We start from the raw sequence: 16784 nt of genomic DNA, 5'->3' as shown, positions 1-16784 counted from the left end.
GCGTTAGAGATGCGTTAGCTAAATACATGATTGCCATGCTGCGCTCTAGTATTATTAATGTTGGCGGTAGTGTTGGAATTAAAGTGAGCTATTGTGCGTACGGAGTTCTTCAGTGATTTTGATAATCTAAGGATATATAGTGGAAGAAAGATATAGCGTACTCCTTGTGGGGTGGAATCCGCGAGTTGTAGATTATAGCAAGTGGCCGGGCCTTACCGCTGAGAAACTATTCGCAGTTTTTGATGCGGATAAAGAAAGACTTGAATCTCTTGGCTATGAGGTCGAACTGGGCCTAATCGATAGTGCTCGGACTGCTGAAGCTACACTCTTAAGCCTTCTCATGGAAAGGCGTCGTCACTGTGTTCTGATTGGTGCTGGTGTTCGTACTGTTGAAGAATACCTTCCGCTCTTCGAACGACTTGTCAATGCAGTACATACACATGCCCCAGCAGCGAGAATATGTTTTAACGGCGGACCGTTCGATTCTGTCGATGCTGTTTTAAGACAGATACCAACTGCTCCGTTAACTCCGTTACCTTAGGGGGACTTAAATAACTTAAGCCAGCGGGTGTGTGATTATCGATTTGATATGAATGATTAACGTTAGCTTGTGGAGCTTGAAATGAAGGCCACTATTATCAGTTCATTCTCTCCATTATCTATACCGAGTGGTAGTGTTTATGCTAAAAGCCTGATAGCTCCTGGTACTGAACAGGTTATGTCGAGTACCAATTTGACTGTCTAATCATTAGTACAATTGGCTTATCTTGATGTAATAGAACAAAGGAAAGATGCAAGGTTCATATCTGAACTAAGATTTCTCGCTGGTTATTGAAAACTAAATCAATGTTGGCTGGTTATATCGGTAAAGGTTAAGTATCCCAAAACCCTCTAAAGGCTTTGGGATTTTTTTTGATTTAAGATACCAAGATTATCTTCAATGTTTTCGATGAGTGCACTTTTAATTGTTAAGGGGTGTTTCTTTAACTGCTATTCCTAAATAAATCTTTGGCAAAGTAAAAAATCACAAAACCATAACTTATCTTTACACTTCCAGTAAAAAAAATACTCATTTTCAGGTATAAATATCCCTCTTGGTATGCCGAAGATACCAAGACACCCCTTTTGGTTTTTATTTTTCCAGTGCAGGCAGTTATTGCCTGTTTTTTTACGTTAAACAAGCATATTCCTATTGCTAAATGCAATTATGGAGAAAGGGCAAGTTATGAGTTTTTGAAATTCAGGATAAGCATTGTGATACACAACAAACATAGCTGAAGGGCATATTCTAGTTTGGAGATCTCAAAATCTTGATCTCGCTGATATATGAGTATACCCTTCGATGTGATGTGCAACATTGTTATGCCGTTGAAAAATACGGTTTAGAAACGAAATATACTTTAGTTAAAAAATCAACACTCATGAAATGGAAAGGTTTTATGTCACGCACCGGTCGACTGTCTGTATTTTTCTCTGCCATATTTCCCCTGTTGACTCTGACTAATATGGCGGAGGCTGCGTCCCAACCCCCACAAGTAACAGTGGATAAATTGAAAAGGTTGGAAAATGATTTTGGAGGGCGAATTGGGGTTTATGCTATTGATACTGGCTCAAATAAAACTTTTGGTTATAGAGCTAACGAGCGTTTTCCTCTCTGTAGTTCATTTAAAGGCTTCCTTGCTGCGGCAGTATTATCGAAAAGCCAGCAGCAAGAGGGCTTACTGAACCAGCGAATTCGCTATGACAATCGAGTTATGGAGCCTCATTCTCCTGTGACTGAAAAACAGATTACGACCGGCATGACAGTTGCCGAGTTGTCTGCTGCCACTCTGCAGTACAGTGATAATGGAGCCGCCAACCTGTTGCTCGAAAAGCTTATTGGTGGCCCTGAAGGAATGACGTCGTTTATGCGTTCTATTGGCGACAATGTATTTCGTCTGGACCGATGGGAACTGGAGTTGAATTCCGCCATTCCTGGTGATGATAGAGATACATCAACACCCAAAGCTGTTGCAGAAAGTATGCAAAAGCTGGCATTTGGAAATGTGCTTGGATTAATGGAGCGCCACCAACTGATGGATTGGTTTAAAGGGAATACAACAGGAGGAGCAAGAATACGTGCAAGCGTACCTGCAAACTGGGTGGTTGGAGACAAAACGGGTACTTGTGGTGTCTATGGTACAGCCAACGATTATGCAGTGATCTGGCCTGTAGGGCATGCGCCAATTGTTCTGGCTGTCTATACATCAAAACCAGACAAAGAATCCAAACACAGCGATGCTGTTATAGCAGATGCATCGCGCATTGTTCTTGAAAGCTTTAATATTGACGCATTACGTATGGCTACAGGAAAGTCTATCGGCTTCTAAAAATCAGGTGCCGGGTCTTCTTTCGGCACCTGCAAGTGCTGTTTCAGCTGAGTTAAAGCCGCAGTCAAGTGGCTTTAACTCATTTGTTTGCAGTCACTAGAAATTTTAATCAGCGTTGCTTGATAAACTGAGCCGATTTAAACAATAAACATGGCGTTACTTTGAGGCTCACTAGATCATTACACCATCAAATTGTGCGGTGGGGGGCACAGCAACTCCAGCTCAATCGCGAAAGACAAATGACGCATAACTTCTGCTTCGGGAAAACCTGAGCTATCAAATGACAGTAAGCCGTCCAATCCACACACCAGCCCGATCAAACGCCAGGCGATATCATCAGCGTTGGCGCTAGAGCGAAAGATTTTCTCATTTCTGCCTTCAACAATTACGTTGGCTGTCGCCTGGTGCCAATCTGATATTGCAGTAGCATAAGCCTCACCCATCACCGGATCACGCTCAGCCAGCAGCATCATCTCATTCCACAGATGCGTTTCCCGCATACCTTCCTCATCCAACGGATATCCTAACACCCTTTGTAGCCGTTCAACGGCTGGGTAACTCTTACTGATCGCGGCAAATGAAGATAACGATTGCCGGGTTAATTGCAAAAAAGCCTCAGCGCGTAGGTGTGTTGCGGAGGAAAAATGATGATTCACCTGACCGACGGCTATTCCTGCTTCCGCTGCAATGCGCCTGACGGTGGTAGCCACAATCCCTTCCGCCAAAGTTACACGTATGGCCGCCTCCAAAATGGCAGCATGACGTTCTTCACGTTTGAGGTAGCTCATTTGGTTTCGCTTTTCTTTGACCGATGTTATTAGCAATACAGCATAGAATTAGTTGGACGTTTGTTCAATTTATTTGTATTCTAATTGAAATGAACGCGTGTTCAAGTTTTTGCTCTATTTGGTGTAACAATATGTCTCAGAAATGGTTAATACTTTACGTTATTATTTTAATGTACCTTCCAGTATCTATCGACGCGACTGTCCTGCATGTGGCCGCGCCGCGCCTCGGTGTCGCTCTGTCAGCAACCGGGGATCAGCTGCTATGGATCATTGATATCTATTCACTGGTGATGGCTGGTTTGCTACTCCCAATGGGAGCACTTGGCGATCGTATCGGCTTTAAACGCCTGGCACTGCTCGGTTCCAGCCTTTTTGCTCTCGCCTCGCTGGCTGCGGCACTAGCGTCTTCTGTTGCTGCGCTGGTTGCGGCTCGTGCTTTCCTCGCGGTTGGGGCCGCGATGATCCTGCCTGCCACGCTCTCAGCTTTGCGCCATACCTTTACCCTGGAGCGGGAGCGAAATTTCGCCTTGGGGATTTGGAGTGCGGTTGGGACCGCAGGAGCCGCAATGGGCCCACTGGTTGGTGGATGGTTGATGGAGTATTTCTATTGGGGATCCGTATTTTTGATCAATCTGCCAATTGTGGCGATCGTACTGGTTGCCACTATGTTTGTGATGCCCAAACAGCCTTTGCGGCCGGAAAAAACATGGCAGATCAAGCAGGCGTTGGTGCTTATCTCGGCCATTCTATTGCTTGTTTACGCGGCTAAAAGTGGCATTCGGGGTACATCCGCTGCGTATGTGACCCTGATGATCGCGATCATGGGCAGCAGCCTGCTCATTTTCTTCGTGCGCCACCAACTGCGTGCTGCGGCACCTATGATTGATGTTCGGTTGATCACCCAGCGTGTGATTGCTGTTGGCATTGTCATGGCATTGACAGCAATGATTGCTCTGGTCGGTTTCGAGCTATTACTGACGCAGGAATTACAGTTCGTGCTCGGTAAAACGCCTCTTGAAGCTGGATTATTCCTGTTGCCTCTGATGATCGCCAGTGGTGTTTGCGGCCCGATTGCTGGCAGGTTGGTCACTGCATTTGGTCTTCGAGTGGTCGCTACTTTGGGGATTTTCCTCAGTGCCGTGAGTTTTTTCATTCTTGCCGTTACCGATTTTACGCATCAAATCTATTTGGCGTGGACTGGCATGGTGCTATTGGGATTCAGCGTTGAAGCCTCAATGCTAGCTTCAACGGCGGCTATCATGACCTCTGTACCGAAGGAGAAGGCAGGGGCTGCCGGTGCACTGGAAGGTATGGCCTATGAATTAGGAGCAGGGCTCGGGGTGGCGGTCTTTGGTCTGCTGCTGTCAGGTACTTATGCTGCCACTATCATGTTGCCTGGCGAGTTACCAGTGGAACTGGCAGCACAAGCGCGAGCGTCGATCAGTGAAACCGTTCAGGTTGCACAAAATATGGATAATAATATTGGTGAGCAACTCATGAAGGCTGCGAAAGTTGCTTTCTCTAGCTCACACAGCCTGGTTCTTGGTTCTGCAGGCGCTATGTTGCTTCTGCTGTCCGGTATCATCTGGCGCATTATGCCCCGAAAGGTTTCTGCTGTTGAAACGGCGTAAGGCTGAGAGTCAGCATCAACAGGTTCACCCTCGTAACTGGCCATGGATGGCCCCCCTTTGAACGGCTTCTGCGCTCGAGGTTTATATTCAACGGCGCAAAAGTGGAAGCAGGCTGTCTTCGTGAGCATTAATCTGGCATTGGGTTCCACACGAGCAGCTATCAGCTTGTTAAAGCACCAGTAAACCTGAAGCGAACATTACCATATGATTTACAAGCTTTATAAGATGGGAGCCATAAAGTCATATGGCATGATTCCTATTGATTTCGACTGTTTTTTTCACCACACAACAAATAATCAGCCTTGACTGTTTGTTTGTTGTGTGGTGGAATGGGTGGGAATTTAATCAAACCTAATGGGGCACCTGTCTCAAAAAGTTTGAATCCTTATAACGCTTGCTTTGGAAAAGTTATGAAATTAATTAAAAATCTTCTTATGGCATCAGCATTGTCGCTGGTTTCTTTTGGCAGCTATGCGCAAAGTATTACTGCAACCGCTTCAACTTTGGATGAAGCTACAGCAAAAATCGCGGCCATGGCCAAAAAAGAAGGAGCCTCTTACAAAATTACTGGGGCTTTCAACGGCAACTTTGTGTACATGACTGCCAAACTTGTTAAGTAATTGAAGTACCAAAGATCGGGGTTGATATAAAGTCCTGGTTGTAAGGCTTGGACTTTTTTTAAGGATAGTGCTGAGAGGAATTAAAGAAATTGATGGGTAGGAATTGTTCCCATGTAATATGTTATCGGTTGGCGCTTTAAAATATTAGCTACCAAGTGTTGATGTGAAATTAGAATTACTTACCAGCACACCTGGTCATGATCCAAGGTGCGTTCGGTGGTAGAAGCCCCTCAGAGCATATTTATGAATGAGAGGAGTGGTGATAAAAAGATAGAGGTGGGTCGGAGTGGCAAGTGCAAGGCCGTGTGTTAGGTAGAGCTAAGAGTAGTTTGCCTGTTTAGTGCCGCGTCTACTATTCGTAATAAAGTCATCTGTTAATGATGGGAATAAACGAGTATGGAAAATAATGGAATTTGTCGAATGCTAAGCAGAGCGCTAAAAGGTAGATGGTGCACGAATTGCCATTTTATACATGAAAAAATATCTTCGAACACCTGGTGGCAACGAAAAGCGATTTACTTGGCGGGATTTTTTCTGTCATTGATGTATTCATTTCGACAAATGGTTGTAATGTTTCATCTCGTAACCTCAATGCAGACTTGGTTCTGTGCCACAAGATGTTAGGTTGTTTATTTGTCGCCCCAGCCGAATGAGGAGTATTAGTTATTTCCTTGGAATTGTGACTTGGAATAGTGTTAATAATGCATTTGATAATATAGTTACAGGCTCGCCTGCTTATAGGGTGGGCGTTCAGATGCTGGATGTTAATAATAATCCTATAGTGCCGAATAGAGATATTAATGTGGGTGATGTAGATGGAGCACCTGTTAATATTGGTCTCAAGGAAAACTATAAAATTATTCCTGGAAAGTCGGTTACTGCAGGCAGTGTTCAGTCTCTCATTGAAGTAAATTTCACTTACCAGTGAATATTTGACTCTAATGGAATGGACGGTGCGCTGGGCAAAGTTGCACTGGTCTTGAGGGTGAATCGGCTTTGTTGAATAAATCGAACTTCTGACTGCAATCAGGATCAGATCACCACACTCTTGATCCTGTAGCGGTATGGGTATGTGCACATCAAGATGTAAGTGCAGTGCATCAAGGAGTAAGGTGGTATTGAGACTATAATTTCATAGCGACAATGTCCATCATGAATGATCTGCGCCCCAGATCTTGGACAACCTTATGCAGCTTGCCTTAGTCGGTATTCTATCGGACTAAGACTTCCAAGTTTTTCCTTTATCCTCAATTTGTTATAATAAGCAATGTATCCGATGATGTCTCGCCTCAAGTCGTTCACATTTTTATATTCATTCAGGTAATAACATTCAGATTTCAATGTTCCAAAAAACTGTCTATAGCCGTATTTCTGCCATCCCTTCCTAGTTACGTAAACTCAGTGAGTAAGCCAGAGACTAGCGAACACATTGCGTGATAATACAATGGGATAATGCAGGCGACAGAAGGTGTTTCGAATCAGAGGTATGGGTAGGTAACATCACAAAAAATGGCATGTTACCTAACCATGCCTAAATGCAGCAGCGCCGTACTAATCGGAATTAGTACCGATATTTTTTAGAGAACTCACCCGTGGTATACTTTCCACGCGATATATTAACAGCACCAGAAACTCTTATCTCTGGCCGAAAGAAAGAGTTTATGATGTTGTTAAGCTGTTGAGTGTCACTAGTCGTGAGAATCAATGTTCTATCCTCATCAGAAAGAAGTCTGCTCGCACTGATTATATTATAGGCCAGGCCATAAATTGATGCGTCTCTACCATGGAACATAACATCGAAGATGCTAAGACTTTGCCTTCCACTCTGTAGTATTTGTTTTCCATTACTACTGATACCCTCAATGTGTACATTTACCCATTCCATGAGTAATTGATCTAATAACGTCATTGATGCATATTTCAAAGACTCGTGATTGAATTTTATTTTGTAATATAAATTTCCGAATCGACTACATGATTTCCAGATCGGCTCTCCAGCTTCTAAAGAAAAGAAAACGTAATCCTCATTTTTTAATGAATCAATATCAGACTCAGAGTTACTTAAGTATTTTACATTATCCTTTAAAAGTCGAGTTCGTGATTTTAAACATATATTTTCATGGCTATCCTCAATTCTAATTTTAGTCGCATGTACAAGATAAAAATCCTGCCGCATAAAAAAGTCCAAGAATGATTTTTCCCCTTTACTAAGTTGCTTTGTTTTCATGAAGCTGTCTGCAAAGTTGTATCGCGATATCATCTGAAAATCGAGCTGTTCATAATGCTTTATTCTTTCAGCATCTTTTTGGTATTTTTTGACAAAGTCAGAGATGGAGTCGGCCCAAAGAGGATCGCTATATCTATGAATTTTCTTTCGGTCATCTTGAAAATACTTGCCAGAACGCATGGTTGTGTAGGCTGATTTTGCAGACTGTAAACGTTTCTTTTCCAAAAAATTAATGAAAAAACGGGTTATTATTTCACTTGCTTGGTTCTCTGTCATTAATCAATCGTTAAATTTGTGGTGAAAAGTATGCATGAAGTTACATATTTCTCCGTGAGAAGTCAACAATCAGTCTTGAGTGATTATTACTGTGCGCGTTAACGGGCTATATCCTCGTAGTCAATGAAGAGGCTCCGTCGCATTAGTGACATGACGCTGGAAAAGTTGTATCGATAGTAACCACCTCGAGTTTGCCTCGATGGTCAATAGCCTTGCAAAAGAAGCGCCGCAATGCAGCTGCAGCGCCGCATTTGGTGGTCAGCAAAAAGTCGATGGTTTGAGCAGCAGCATGGAATGACCAACAACAATATCGCGCTCTACCATCATCTTTCCCTGGTTGCGTAAACTCAGTGAGTAAGCCAGATAACAGTGAGTATATTACGCGATGATATCGGTGTGGATAATGTTGGAGTGACCATATTCCAGTAGACAGTTTCTGTCCTCACGGCGAGGCCTTTTCGAAGTCCTCCGGACTTACGCCACCGAGATGACTGTGGCGCCGGGTACGGTTGTAGAACACTTCAATATAATCGAAGATATCCGCCCGGGCCATGTCCCGGGTTTTATATATTCGCTTTCTGACACGTTCTTTTTTTAGCGAACTGAAGAACGATTCTGCCACAGCATTGACGCTCCTATGTCAACGGCCGCAGTTGGGCTCGCCTCAAATCAGTTAAAATAAGCGGATAAAGCTCTCGTACGATGTAGCGTTTAAGGCAACGTAAAATTTCTTTTGTCGACAGTCCTTCTCCTGTTCGACGTTGCACATAGACCTTTGTTCGAGGATCGCTGCGCATGCGTACCAGGGCGATTGTACACAGCGCATTATTCGCCTCACGTGAACCACCGCGATTCAGGCGATGCCTGATGGTTTTACCTGAGGATGAACTCCCGCTGCACACGGTTAGGGGCTATCAGTGACGGCCGTCCTCTGGTTCCACGAGCTATCTTGTAACCATTTACGGCACGTATCCTGTTTTGTTTCATGATCTTGGCTACCCGGTTTCTACTACACGCCTCACCGACTTCACGCAGATCGCAGTGAACCCTGCGATAACCGTAAACACCGCCGCTCAGTGCATAAGAGTTTCGGATTAATTCCAATAATCGCTGGTTATCCTTTTCTCCAGCAGAGACAGGGCAATGAAGCCAGACGTAAAATCCGGCACGGGCAACTTTTAGAACTCGACACATAGCTGCGATCGACCAGACATCACGGTGATCGTTGATGAAGCGGTACTTTAGTCGGGCTCCCTTGCAAAGTACCGCGCTGCCTTTTTCAGAATATCTCGTTCTTCCTCAGTACGTTTAAGCTGCGCTTTCAGCTTGAGGATCTCCGTTCTGGCCTCCAGTAAATCCTGGGCCTGATGTCCGCTGTTATCAGGTTTTACGGAACGCAGCCATTTATAAAGACTGTGTGCTGACACGCCAAGGCGTTCTGAAACGTCGACAACGGAATAGTCCCGCTCAGTGATCTGGCGGACAGCTTCTTCCTTAAATTCAGGGGTAAATCGTGGTGTGCCTATAGACTCCTCCTATGCTCAAAATATAGGCCAGATTTGTCTACGGGTTCGGGGTCACTCCATTACTAAGTGAGCGTTGTATCTAATCCTGGGGGCAGGTCATCCTGATTGGCTGCTATAGGAACCAGCATAAGCAGTTCCGGTAAGTGAGTTCAGTAACTATATATAACATCTTAAAAAATAGCTGATTACTAAACTGCACTTTAACGTAACTCATCTGTGCAAAGGCTTGCTGCGGGATTACTTACACTTCTTTAAATTAATCAGTCTTGATTGATTTAAAATATATACTATAATGCACAAGCAAGTATGCCTACGCGTTCCGTCTTATGGCCACTCAATGTGAGAGTTTTGGTTGGATGTTAAATTCGGTATGTTCTTAATTTTATTGTTTTAATCAATGTTATGGTGAAAAAATGCAACTGAACAAAATCATGATGGCAGCTGTACTGAGTCTGTCTGCCGTTTCTGTCGCCCATGCCAACCAGGGGCAAGGTGACATCCTGTTCACTGGCTCCATTGTTGATGCGCCTTGCTCGATAGCAGCGGACTCCATCGACCAGACTGTTGAGCTAGGGGCTATTTCCAATGCTGCGTTGAGCGCTAACACTAACACCGGTGAATCAAAGCCGATGCCGTTTACCATTCAGCTGGAGAACTGCATCGTTACAACTGGCACTACCCCAGCCAGTGCCAGCAAGGTTCAGGTTAAGTTCCTGGGGACCACATCCAGCTATGACGCAGATAGCCTGGCACTGGTCGGTGGTAATGCGGCTGGCGCTTACATCCTCCTTAAGCAGGCCGACGGAAAAAAAGTAACGGTTGGTACGCCGACCACCTTGCAGCAGTTTACTGACGGCGCATCTCCGGCTCTGACCTTTACGGCGAGCCTGAAAGGCAATGGTGGTACTGCAGTCATTACGCCGGGTAGTTTTAGCGTCCCCGTCCAATTTCAACTTGCCTACCAGTAAATCTCAATATTTGTTTGACCCGTCCCGTGGCCTGCCGCCACGGGCTATTTCACCAATTGGAGTCAGCCGATGACGTGGATTCAGTGGGGACAGAATCGGGTGGCGCCTTTCCTGTTGATAAGTTTGACCGTCGGTTTCGCGAGTGAGGCCTTCGCCCGTGATGCCGGCCATGGGCGTGTCAGCATGAAAGGGGCTATCGTCGAGCGCCCCTGCGCCATTGATGTGGGGGATCGTGACCAGACGCTGGTAATGGACACAATTCCTGTTAGCCAGATTGTGCGTGACGGGCGAGGCCCTCAGAAGGCCTTTTCCATTCGTCTGGTGGATTGTGTGCTGTCACGGCTTGACCCACATAAACCCGACTGGCAGGGCTTTACCGTGACCTTTGACGGGGAAGGTGACCGGGGGCATTTTGCGGTGTCCGGTGAGGCGAAGGGGGTTGCGGTGGCAATAGCCGACGAGGTGGGCAACCAGGCCCAGCCGGGGCGGATGATGCCCCCGGCCGCTATCATCCCCAGCGAGATGCTCTTGCGTTATACCGTGAATCTGGTTGGCAATCGGGAAACGTTACGTGCTGGGGACTACCACTCGGCAATACGTTTCAGAATGGATTATTACTAAGAGTTTCTCTATGGTGCATTTTTTCCCCCGTACCCTTTCTGCCATGCTCTGTCAAGCGGGGCTCGGCTCCACCCTGTTGCTGGGGTCGGTGGTGTTCGCCCATGCCGATGATATTCAGTTCAACAGCGACATCCTGGATTTGAAGGACCGCAGCAATATTGACCTGAGCCAGTTCGCGCAAAAAGGCTTTATCCTGCCCGGAAGTTACAGTCTGGCGGTGAGTCTCAATACCCAGGTGTGGCCCGAGCAGTCCGTGGATTTCATTGCACCAGAGAATGACCCCAAAGGCAGTCAGGTTTGCCTGACTCCTGCACTGGTTGCCCAGATGGGGCTGACCGACAAGGCGTTGTCCGAACTGACGTGGTGGCACCAGGAGCAGTGCCTGAATGTGGAAAGTCTCAAGGGAATGGAAGTGCGTACTGACCTGGGCACCTCCACCCTGTATCTGAGTATGCCGCACGCCTACCTGGAGTACAGCAGCCCGGACTGGGACCCGCCAGCACGCTGGGAAGAGGGGATCCCGGGGATACTGCTCGACTACAACGTGAACATGCAAAATCAGCAACAGACCCGCGGGGGGGGTGGCAGCGGCACCCGCGTTAGCGGTAACGGGACCACCGGGGCCAACCTGGGGGTATGGCGTTTACGGGCCGACTGGCAGGCACGCTATGACAGTCGTTCGCAGGGCCGGGGTGAAAGCCGTTCGGGGGGGAATGGTGTCAACCTGGACTGGAGTCGTTATTACGCCTATCGCGCCTTGCCGGCGTGGGGCGCAAAACTGACCTTGGGGGAGGATTATCTCAATTCGTCCATTTTTGACAGCTTCCGCTTTACCGGCGCGAGCCTTGTCTCTGATGACAACATGCTGCCGCCGAATCTGCGGGGGTACGCACCGGAGGTGAGTGGTGTGGCACGTCGCAATGCCAAGGTCGTCATCAGTCAGCAGGGCCGCATCATCAAGGAAGTCCAGGTGGCAGCCGGGCCATTCCGTATCCAGGACCTGGACAGTGCCGTATCAGGGCGACTGGATGTGCGGGTTGAGGAGCAGGATGGCAGTGTACAGCGCTTCCAGGTGGATACAGCCACCATTCCTTACCTGACACGGCCTGGACAGGTGCGCTTCAAGACCACGGCGGGCCGGGCTTCCGACTGGAACCACCGTGTCAATGGGCCGACGTTTGCCAGCGGCGAGTTCTCCTGGGGCGTCAGTAACGGGTGGTCACTGTACGGCGGGGGGCTCGCCGGCGGGGATTACGCGGCCGCGTCACTGGGTATCGGGCGTGACCTCCTGGCGCTGGGGGCGCTGTCTGCCGATGTGACGCAGTCACGTGCGCGCCTGCCGGGGGAAGGCAATCAGACAGGGGGCTCTTATCGTCTGAGTTACTCCAAGCGCTTTGTCGAGATCGGCAGTCAGGTGACCTTTGCCGGTTATCGCTTCTCAGACAGTACGTTCATGTCGATGAGCGAGTACCTGCAGGCGCGTGACACAGGCATTAGACAGGGCCGCAACAAGGAAATGTACACCGTTTCCTTCAACCAGTCCTTTGAGTCTCTGGGGTTGAGCACGTACCTGAACTACAGTCATCAGTCCTATTGGGATAAATCGACGACGGAACGCTATGACCTGACGGCATCACGGAACTTTGATGTGGGTCGGTTCAGGAATGTCAGTCTGTCGCTGACGGCCTACCGCAACCGGTTCAATAAAACCGACGACGACGGGATGTACATGTCGCTGTCCCTGCCGTTCGGTGGGTCTGGCCGTGTCAGTTATAACGGCTCGTATTCCTCAGGGGATACGCGTAATTCTGTCGGTTATTACGACCGTCTGAAAAACGGCGATACGTACCAGGTGAGTGCGGGGACGGCGAGAACCGGGGCCGACCTCAGCGGTTATTACGCGCGTCGCGGCTCTCAGGTGGATATTAATGCTTCTGCCAGCTACCGTGAGGGGCAATACAGTGCCGTGGGCTTGTCCGCCAATGGCGGGGCAACGCTGACACGGGAAGGCGGGGCATTGCATCGCAGCGGTCTGATGGGCGGAACCCGCATGCTGATTGACACCGACGGAGTGGCCGGTGTACCGGTCGGTGCCAATGGCAATCCGGTCTACAGTAACCGGTTCGGCAAGGCCGTGGTCGCGGATGTAACCAGCTATTATCGCAACAGCGTGCGTATTGATATTGACAAGTTGGCGGACAATGCGGAGGTGCCGCGCTCGGTGGTACAAAGCACCCTGACGGAAGGGGCGATTGGCTATCGCAAGTTTGAGGTGATTTCCGGCGAGAAAGCCATGGCAGTGATACTGCTGGCTGATGGCAGCGTCCCTCCGTTTGGGGCTAGCGTGCTGAACCAGAAAAAACAGGACGCCGGTATCGTGAGCGACAGTGGTCACGTTTACCTCAGCGGGATACGTCCGAATGAGAAGATGGCGGTGAATTGGAACGGCAGTGTCCAATGTCACGTGACCCTGCCGGCGGTGATACCGACAGGTATGACGACGAATCTGATGCTACCTTGCGTAAAAGAGGCTGCATTACTGAATGATTGAGCCCGGGATACATGGGTCCCGGGGGTATCCCTTACTATTTTTGATGAGCAAGATGAAAATGAAACACAATTTACTAAGAGCCTCCCTTGCGGGTGCGCTGATGCTGGTGCTGATGCCGTCGGTCCATGCCGCGATTTCGCTGGACAGGACCCGCGTGGTGTTTCCGGGGAGCGAAAAGTCAGTGAGTCTGAACGTGAGCAACCAAAATCCGTCACTCCCTTATCTGGCTCAGGGCTGGATTGAGGATGCGAATGGCAACAAGCTGGAGGGGGGCGGACCGCTGACGCTGTTGCCGCCGGTACAGCGCATTGAACCGAAAGGTAAGGGACAGATAAAAATCCAGGCCATGCCGGGGCTGAGTCTGTTGCCACAGGATAAGGAAACGCTGTTTTATTTGAACCTGCGTGAAATTCCGCCAAAGAGCAACAAGCCGAACACATTGCAGATTGCGCTGCAAACGCGCATCAAGCTGTTCTACCGCCCGGCAGCGTTGGCGCAGGCGGCAGCTGAACAACAGACCTCGCCGTTCCAGAATAAATTGACGCTGAGTAAAAGCGGGGACACCTATACGGTGAACAATCCGACGCCCTACTACATCACCCTGATTGGTGCCAGTGCCAAGGCAGGCGGTGACCTGCTCAAGGGGTTTGAGGCCATGATGGTGCCACCAAAAGGCTCAGCACCGTTGGGGGGAAAGGCTTCAGACCTGGGGAACAGCCCGGCACTGGTGTATGTGAATGACTACGGCGGCCAGCCTACGCTGACCTTCCGCTGTGATGGCACTCAGTGCAAGGTTGATGAAAGTCGTCGAGACAAGAAATAGCCATCGGGTGGCCTGTCGCAGGGGAAGGGAAGGAGAAAAAATGAACAGAATGAAGAACCAGGCCTTGTCGCGCACAACGGGAGGCGTGATGTGTGGCCTGTCTGGACTGGTACTGATTGCCCTACTGGCTCCCGTGGCGCAGGCCGGCCTCACGGATGGATTGGTTGAGGGGGACCACGGGGTACTGCATGTGTTCGGTGTTATGACCGAAAGCGCCTGTCGGCTGGAGATGCCGTCGGCCGACCAGACGGTGGACATGGGTAATATCGCGACCGGTGACCTGCAACAGGCCGGTGACCGGGGAACTCCGGTAGCGGTCCAACTGCGCTTGCGTGACTGCATTCGCGGTGCTGCAAACAACCAGGATACGCAGGGCAATGTCAGTTGGAGTCCCAACCAGCCCGCCATGTCCCTGACCTTTGTCAGTGAGCAGGATGGCGCCAACCCGCAACTGGTGCGCGCGAAAGGGGTCAACGGGATGGGGCTGCGCCTCAGCGACAGTGCACAGCGCGACATGCTATTGGGTCAACTGGCGAAGCCGGTGTTTCTGACCCCGGGTAGTGACGTGCTGACGTATTACATCACGCCTGAGCGTACCGGAGCCCCGTTGCAATCGGGAGCCTATTTTGCCAACGTCAATTTCAGGTTGAGTTATGAGTAGAGCACGGCATGGACACAAACAGGGGCAGGAAGCGCGGCGCAGCCTGCTGATGGGGGCGCTGGTCCTTGCGGTCGCGATGCCGTCCGCCATGGCCGCCCCACTGGACGTGAATATCCGGGGTGTGGTCGTGAGTGTGCCGTGTCAGATTAACAATAATACCGATATCAGCGTCAATCTGGGCAATGACCTGCTGACCACCCGAATTCCGGCCAGCAACAGCATCTCAACCGGGAACACCTATGAAACGGAAATCCCCTACACCCTGGATTGCACTGTCGCGGCAGGGGCAGGCCAGCAGGTGAGGATGCAGTTGTACGGGACGTCAGCCGGTTTTGACAACGGGGTATTAATGACTAGCAACACCAATCTGGGGCTGGAATTACGCCAAAATGGCACCAGGGTCAGTCCGAACCAATGGTTTAACCTGACGTCTGCAGCGGCAACGCCCAAACTAACCGTGGTGCCGGTAAAGAACAGCGGGACTACGCTCTCCGGTGGTGCCTTTAGGGCCACGTTGACCTTGAAGGTGGATTTTCAATGAGGGCCAATAGCATGAAAAGACCGCTTGCCGTCGCCACCTGGTTGGCGGGCACCCTCTTCACCGGCGTGGCCGGTGCGGTTGACGTGAGTATTACCGGCAACCTGGTGGAGTCCCTCCCCTGTAAAATCAATAACGATGACCCTATCGATGTGGATTTCGGCGATGACCTCATCATCAACAAGATTGATGGGACGGCTTACAGTGTGACAATCTCGTATAACGTTGCCTGTGCTGACACCACCGGCAACGTCAGGCTCAGCTTCCAGGGGAGAGCGGCGGCCTTTGACGCGACGGCTGTGGAGACAAGCAGGGCGGGGCTGGGTATTCGCCTGCTGTTGGGGGGGCGTGTCCTGGCGATAAACAGCACGGCAGGTACGGTCATCAACCCAGCGGCGCTGCCAGTGTTGTCTGCCGTGCCGGTTGTCAATGGCGGAGCGGGCCAGGAGCCTACCGACGGGCCGTTCACTGCCACGGCGACGCTGCTGGCGAGTTATGACTAGGAGAAGCCGGTGAGAGAGAGAAAACACAGTCTGCTGTGTGTCGGTCTGGGGGCGCTGCCGTTGTTGAGTGCGTTGTGGATGGCACCGGCTCAGGCGACGGTCATGGGATTCAGAGGGACGCTGGTGTATGCACCGTGCAAAATCCAGGCGGGTGATGAAAACCTGAGTGTGGATTTTGGTGCGGTGGTGGACAAGTACCTGTACACGAACACGCGGACGTTGGGCAAGACGTTCTCGCTGAACCTGGTGGACTGTGATACGGCGGCATCGAGCTGGGTCAAGCTGACGTTCAACGGGATGGAGAACCTGAATTTGCCGGGTTTGCTGGCGGTGACGGGGGTGAGCGGGATTGGTGTGGGGATAGAGACGGCGGGGGCGAGTGCGGTGCAGTTGCCCCTCAATGAGCAGGGTCCTCAGAACCTGCTGTCGACAACGAGCACGACGACGACGCTGAGCTTTAAGGCCTATGTGCAGGGAGAGCCGTTTGCACTGGCGAACAAGACGATAACCCGTGGGGCATTCAGTGCGACGGCGACCTTTGTGCTTGAGTATGAGTAGGGCTGATTGAATCGGGATAGCCGCGAGACAATCCCGCAGCGTGGTTGTTCGCCCAACAGGGTATGGGTTAAGAGTGACAATGAGCCCTTGCCGAACGGCCTTGGTCAAGAAGATTAATTATCAC

General features: G+C 49.7%; 14 protein-coding genes and 5 pseudogenes. 12 read left to right on the top strand and 7 right to left on the bottom strand.

The features are described 5' to 3' along the window. Window positions 1-1439: 1439 nt before the first annotated feature. Complete coding sequence (locus tag KGP26_RS23975; RefSeq protein WP_223174986.1) at window positions 1440-2369, top strand: carbapenem-hydrolyzing class A beta-lactamase SFC-2; 930 nt, start codon at window positions 1440-1442, stop codon at window positions 2367-2369. A gap of 179 nt (window positions 2370-2548) precedes the next feature. On the opposite strand, the gene KGP26_RS23970 is transcribed toward KGP26_RS23975, so the two are convergent. After that, window positions 2549-3157: a TetR family transcriptional regulator gene (locus KGP26_RS23970; protein ID WP_223498437.1), complete on the bottom strand. Its 609-nt coding sequence runs from the start codon at window positions 3155-3157 to the stop codon at window positions 2549-2551. Window positions 3158-3288: 131 nt separating this feature from the next. Between KGP26_RS23970 and KGP26_RS23965 the strand changes: the two genes are divergently transcribed. The 3 genes from KGP26_RS23965 (at window position 3289) to KGP26_RS23955 (ending at window position 6336) form a co-directional block, all read left to right on the top strand. Further along, entirely contained in the window at window positions 3289-4788 is a 1500-nt protein-coding gene (locus tag KGP26_RS23965) for a SmvA family efflux MFS transporter (RefSeq protein WP_223498436.1), read from the top strand. 410 nt (window positions 4789-5198) lie between these two features. After that, window positions 5199-5408, top strand: coding sequence for a DUF1471 domain-containing protein (locus tag KGP26_RS23960; RefSeq protein ID WP_223498435.1), 210 nt, complete (start codon window positions 5199-5201; stop codon window positions 5406-5408). A gap of 679 nt (window positions 5409-6087) precedes the next feature. After that, complete coding sequence (locus KGP26_RS23955) at window positions 6088-6336, top strand: fimbrial protein (RefSeq protein WP_223664668.1); 249 nt, start codon at window positions 6088-6090, stop codon at window positions 6334-6336. A 257-nt stretch (window positions 6337-6593) separates the two neighbouring features. On the opposite strand, the pseudogene KGP26_RS23950 reads toward KGP26_RS23955, so the two are convergent. From KGP26_RS23950 to KGP26_RS23925, 6 genes and pseudogenes are all read right to left on the bottom strand, one after another. Then, window positions 6594-6761: pseudogene (locus tag KGP26_RS23950) on the bottom strand (IS3 family transposase); the annotation flags it as partial. Window positions 6762-6969: 208 nt separating this feature from the next. Further along, complete coding sequence (locus KGP26_RS23945; RefSeq protein WP_223498433.1) at window positions 6970-7911, bottom strand: hypothetical protein; 942 nt, start codon at window positions 7909-7911, stop codon at window positions 6970-6972. A 172-nt stretch (window positions 7912-8083) separates the two neighbouring features. Beyond that, window positions 8084-8277, bottom strand: a pseudogene (locus tag KGP26_RS23940) (hypothetical protein); the annotation flags it as partial. A 76-nt stretch (window positions 8278-8353) separates the two neighbouring features. Beyond that, a pseudogene (locus KGP26_RS23935) lies at window positions 8354-8542 on the bottom strand (IS3 family transposase); the annotation flags it as partial. A 4-nt stretch (window positions 8543-8546) separates the two neighbouring features. Then, window positions 8547-8798: pseudogene (locus KGP26_RS23930) on the bottom strand (transposase); the annotation flags it as partial. After that, a pseudogene (locus KGP26_RS23925) lies at window positions 8797-9437 on the bottom strand (transposase); the annotation flags it as partial. The pseudogenes KGP26_RS23930 and KGP26_RS23925, both read right to left, overlap by 2 nt. 413 nt (window positions 9438-9850) lie before the next feature. On the opposite strand from KGP26_RS23925, the gene KGP26_RS23920 reads away from it, so the two are divergent. The 8 genes from KGP26_RS23920 (at window position 9851) to KGP26_RS23885 (ending at window position 16660) form a co-directional block, all read left to right on the top strand. After that, the gene (locus tag KGP26_RS23920) at window positions 9851-10405 is read left to right on the top strand and encodes a fimbrial protein (RefSeq protein WP_223498432.1); all 555 of its coding nucleotides are present in this window, start codon (window positions 9851-9853) and stop codon (window positions 10403-10405) included. 69 nt (window positions 10406-10474) lie between these two features. Beyond that, a complete protein-coding gene (locus KGP26_RS23915) occupies window positions 10475-11026 on the top strand; it encodes a fimbrial protein (protein WP_223498431.1) in 552 nt (183 codons plus the stop codon). Window positions 11027-11036: 10 nt separating this feature from the next. Further along, window positions 11037-13577, top strand: a complete 2541-nt coding sequence (locus KGP26_RS23910; RefSeq protein WP_371822071.1) for an outer membrane usher protein — start codon at window positions 11037-11039, stop codon at window positions 13575-13577. Between the two features lie 58 nt (window positions 13578-13635). Next, on the top strand, window positions 13636-14400 hold the full coding sequence (locus tag KGP26_RS23905; protein WP_223498430.1) for a fimbria/pilus periplasmic chaperone: 765 nt from the start codon (window positions 13636-13638) through the stop codon (window positions 14398-14400). A gap of 40 nt (window positions 14401-14440) precedes the next feature. Beyond that, on the top strand, window positions 14441-15061 hold the full coding sequence (locus KGP26_RS23900) for a fimbrial protein (RefSeq protein ID WP_223498429.1): 621 nt from the start codon (window positions 14441-14443) through the stop codon (window positions 15059-15061). Continuing rightward, the gene (locus tag KGP26_RS23895; RefSeq protein ID WP_223498428.1) at window positions 15054-15602 is read left to right on the top strand and encodes a fimbrial protein; all 549 of its coding nucleotides are present in this window, start codon (window positions 15054-15056) and stop codon (window positions 15600-15602) included. Before KGP26_RS23900 ends, KGP26_RS23895 begins: the two co-directional genes overlap by 8 nt. 11 nt (window positions 15603-15613) lie before the next feature. Beyond that, window positions 15614-16102: a fimbrial protein gene (locus tag KGP26_RS23890; RefSeq protein ID WP_223498427.1), complete on the top strand. Its 489-nt coding sequence runs from the start codon at window positions 15614-15616 to the stop codon at window positions 16100-16102. Window positions 16103-16111: 9 nt separating this feature from the next. Beyond that, a complete protein-coding gene (locus tag KGP26_RS23885; protein ID WP_223498426.1) occupies window positions 16112-16660 on the top strand; it encodes a fimbrial protein in 549 nt (182 codons plus the stop codon). Window positions 16661-16784 lie beyond the last annotated feature (124 nt).

The organism is Serratia sp. JSRIV002 (assembly GCF_019968725.1).
Classification (GTDB): domain Bacteria; phylum Pseudomonadota; class Gammaproteobacteria; order Enterobacterales; family Enterobacteriaceae; genus Chania; species Chania fonticola_B.
This window is presented reverse-complemented; position numbering and strand designations above follow the sequence as displayed.

Bases quoted from the DNA above. Each gene is read 5' to 3' on its own strand.
- KGP26_RS23975 (WP_223174986.1), top strand. From the start codon at position 1,440: ATGTCACGCACCGGTCGACTGTCTGTATTTTTCTCTGCCATATTTCCC.
- KGP26_RS23970 (WP_223498437.1), bottom strand. From the start codon at position 3,157: ATGAGCTACCTCAAACGTGAAGAACGTCATGCTGCCATTTTGGAGGCG.
- KGP26_RS23965 (WP_223498436.1), top strand. From the start codon at position 3,289: ATGTCTCAGAAATGGTTAATACTTTACGTTATTATTTTAATGTACCTT.
- KGP26_RS23960 (WP_223498435.1), top strand. From the start codon at position 5,199: ATGAAATTAATTAAAAATCTTCTTATGGCATCAGCATTGTCGCTGGTT.
- KGP26_RS23945 (WP_223498433.1), bottom strand. From the start codon at position 7,911: ATGACAGAGAACCAAGCAAGTGAAATAATAACCCGTTTTTTCATTAAT.
- KGP26_RS23920 (WP_223498432.1), top strand. From the start codon at position 9,851: ATGCAACTGAACAAAATCATGATGGCAGCTGTACTGAGTCTGTCTGCC.
- KGP26_RS23915 (WP_223498431.1), top strand. From the start codon at position 10,475: ATGACGTGGATTCAGTGGGGACAGAATCGGGTGGCGCCTTTCCTGTTG.
- KGP26_RS23910 (WP_371822071.1), top strand. From the start codon at position 11,037: ATGGTGCATTTTTTCCCCCGTACCCTTTCTGCCATGCTCTGTCAAGCG.
- KGP26_RS23905 (WP_223498430.1), top strand. From the start codon at position 13,636: ATGAAACACAATTTACTAAGAGCCTCCCTTGCGGGTGCGCTGATGCTG.
- KGP26_RS23900 (WP_223498429.1), top strand. From the start codon at position 14,441: ATGAACAGAATGAAGAACCAGGCCTTGTCGCGCACAACGGGAGGCGTG.
- KGP26_RS23895 (WP_223498428.1), top strand. From the start codon at position 15,054: ATGAGTAGAGCACGGCATGGACACAAACAGGGGCAGGAAGCGCGGCGC.
- KGP26_RS23890 (WP_223498427.1), top strand. From the start codon at position 15,614: ATGAAAAGACCGCTTGCCGTCGCCACCTGGTTGGCGGGCACCCTCTTC.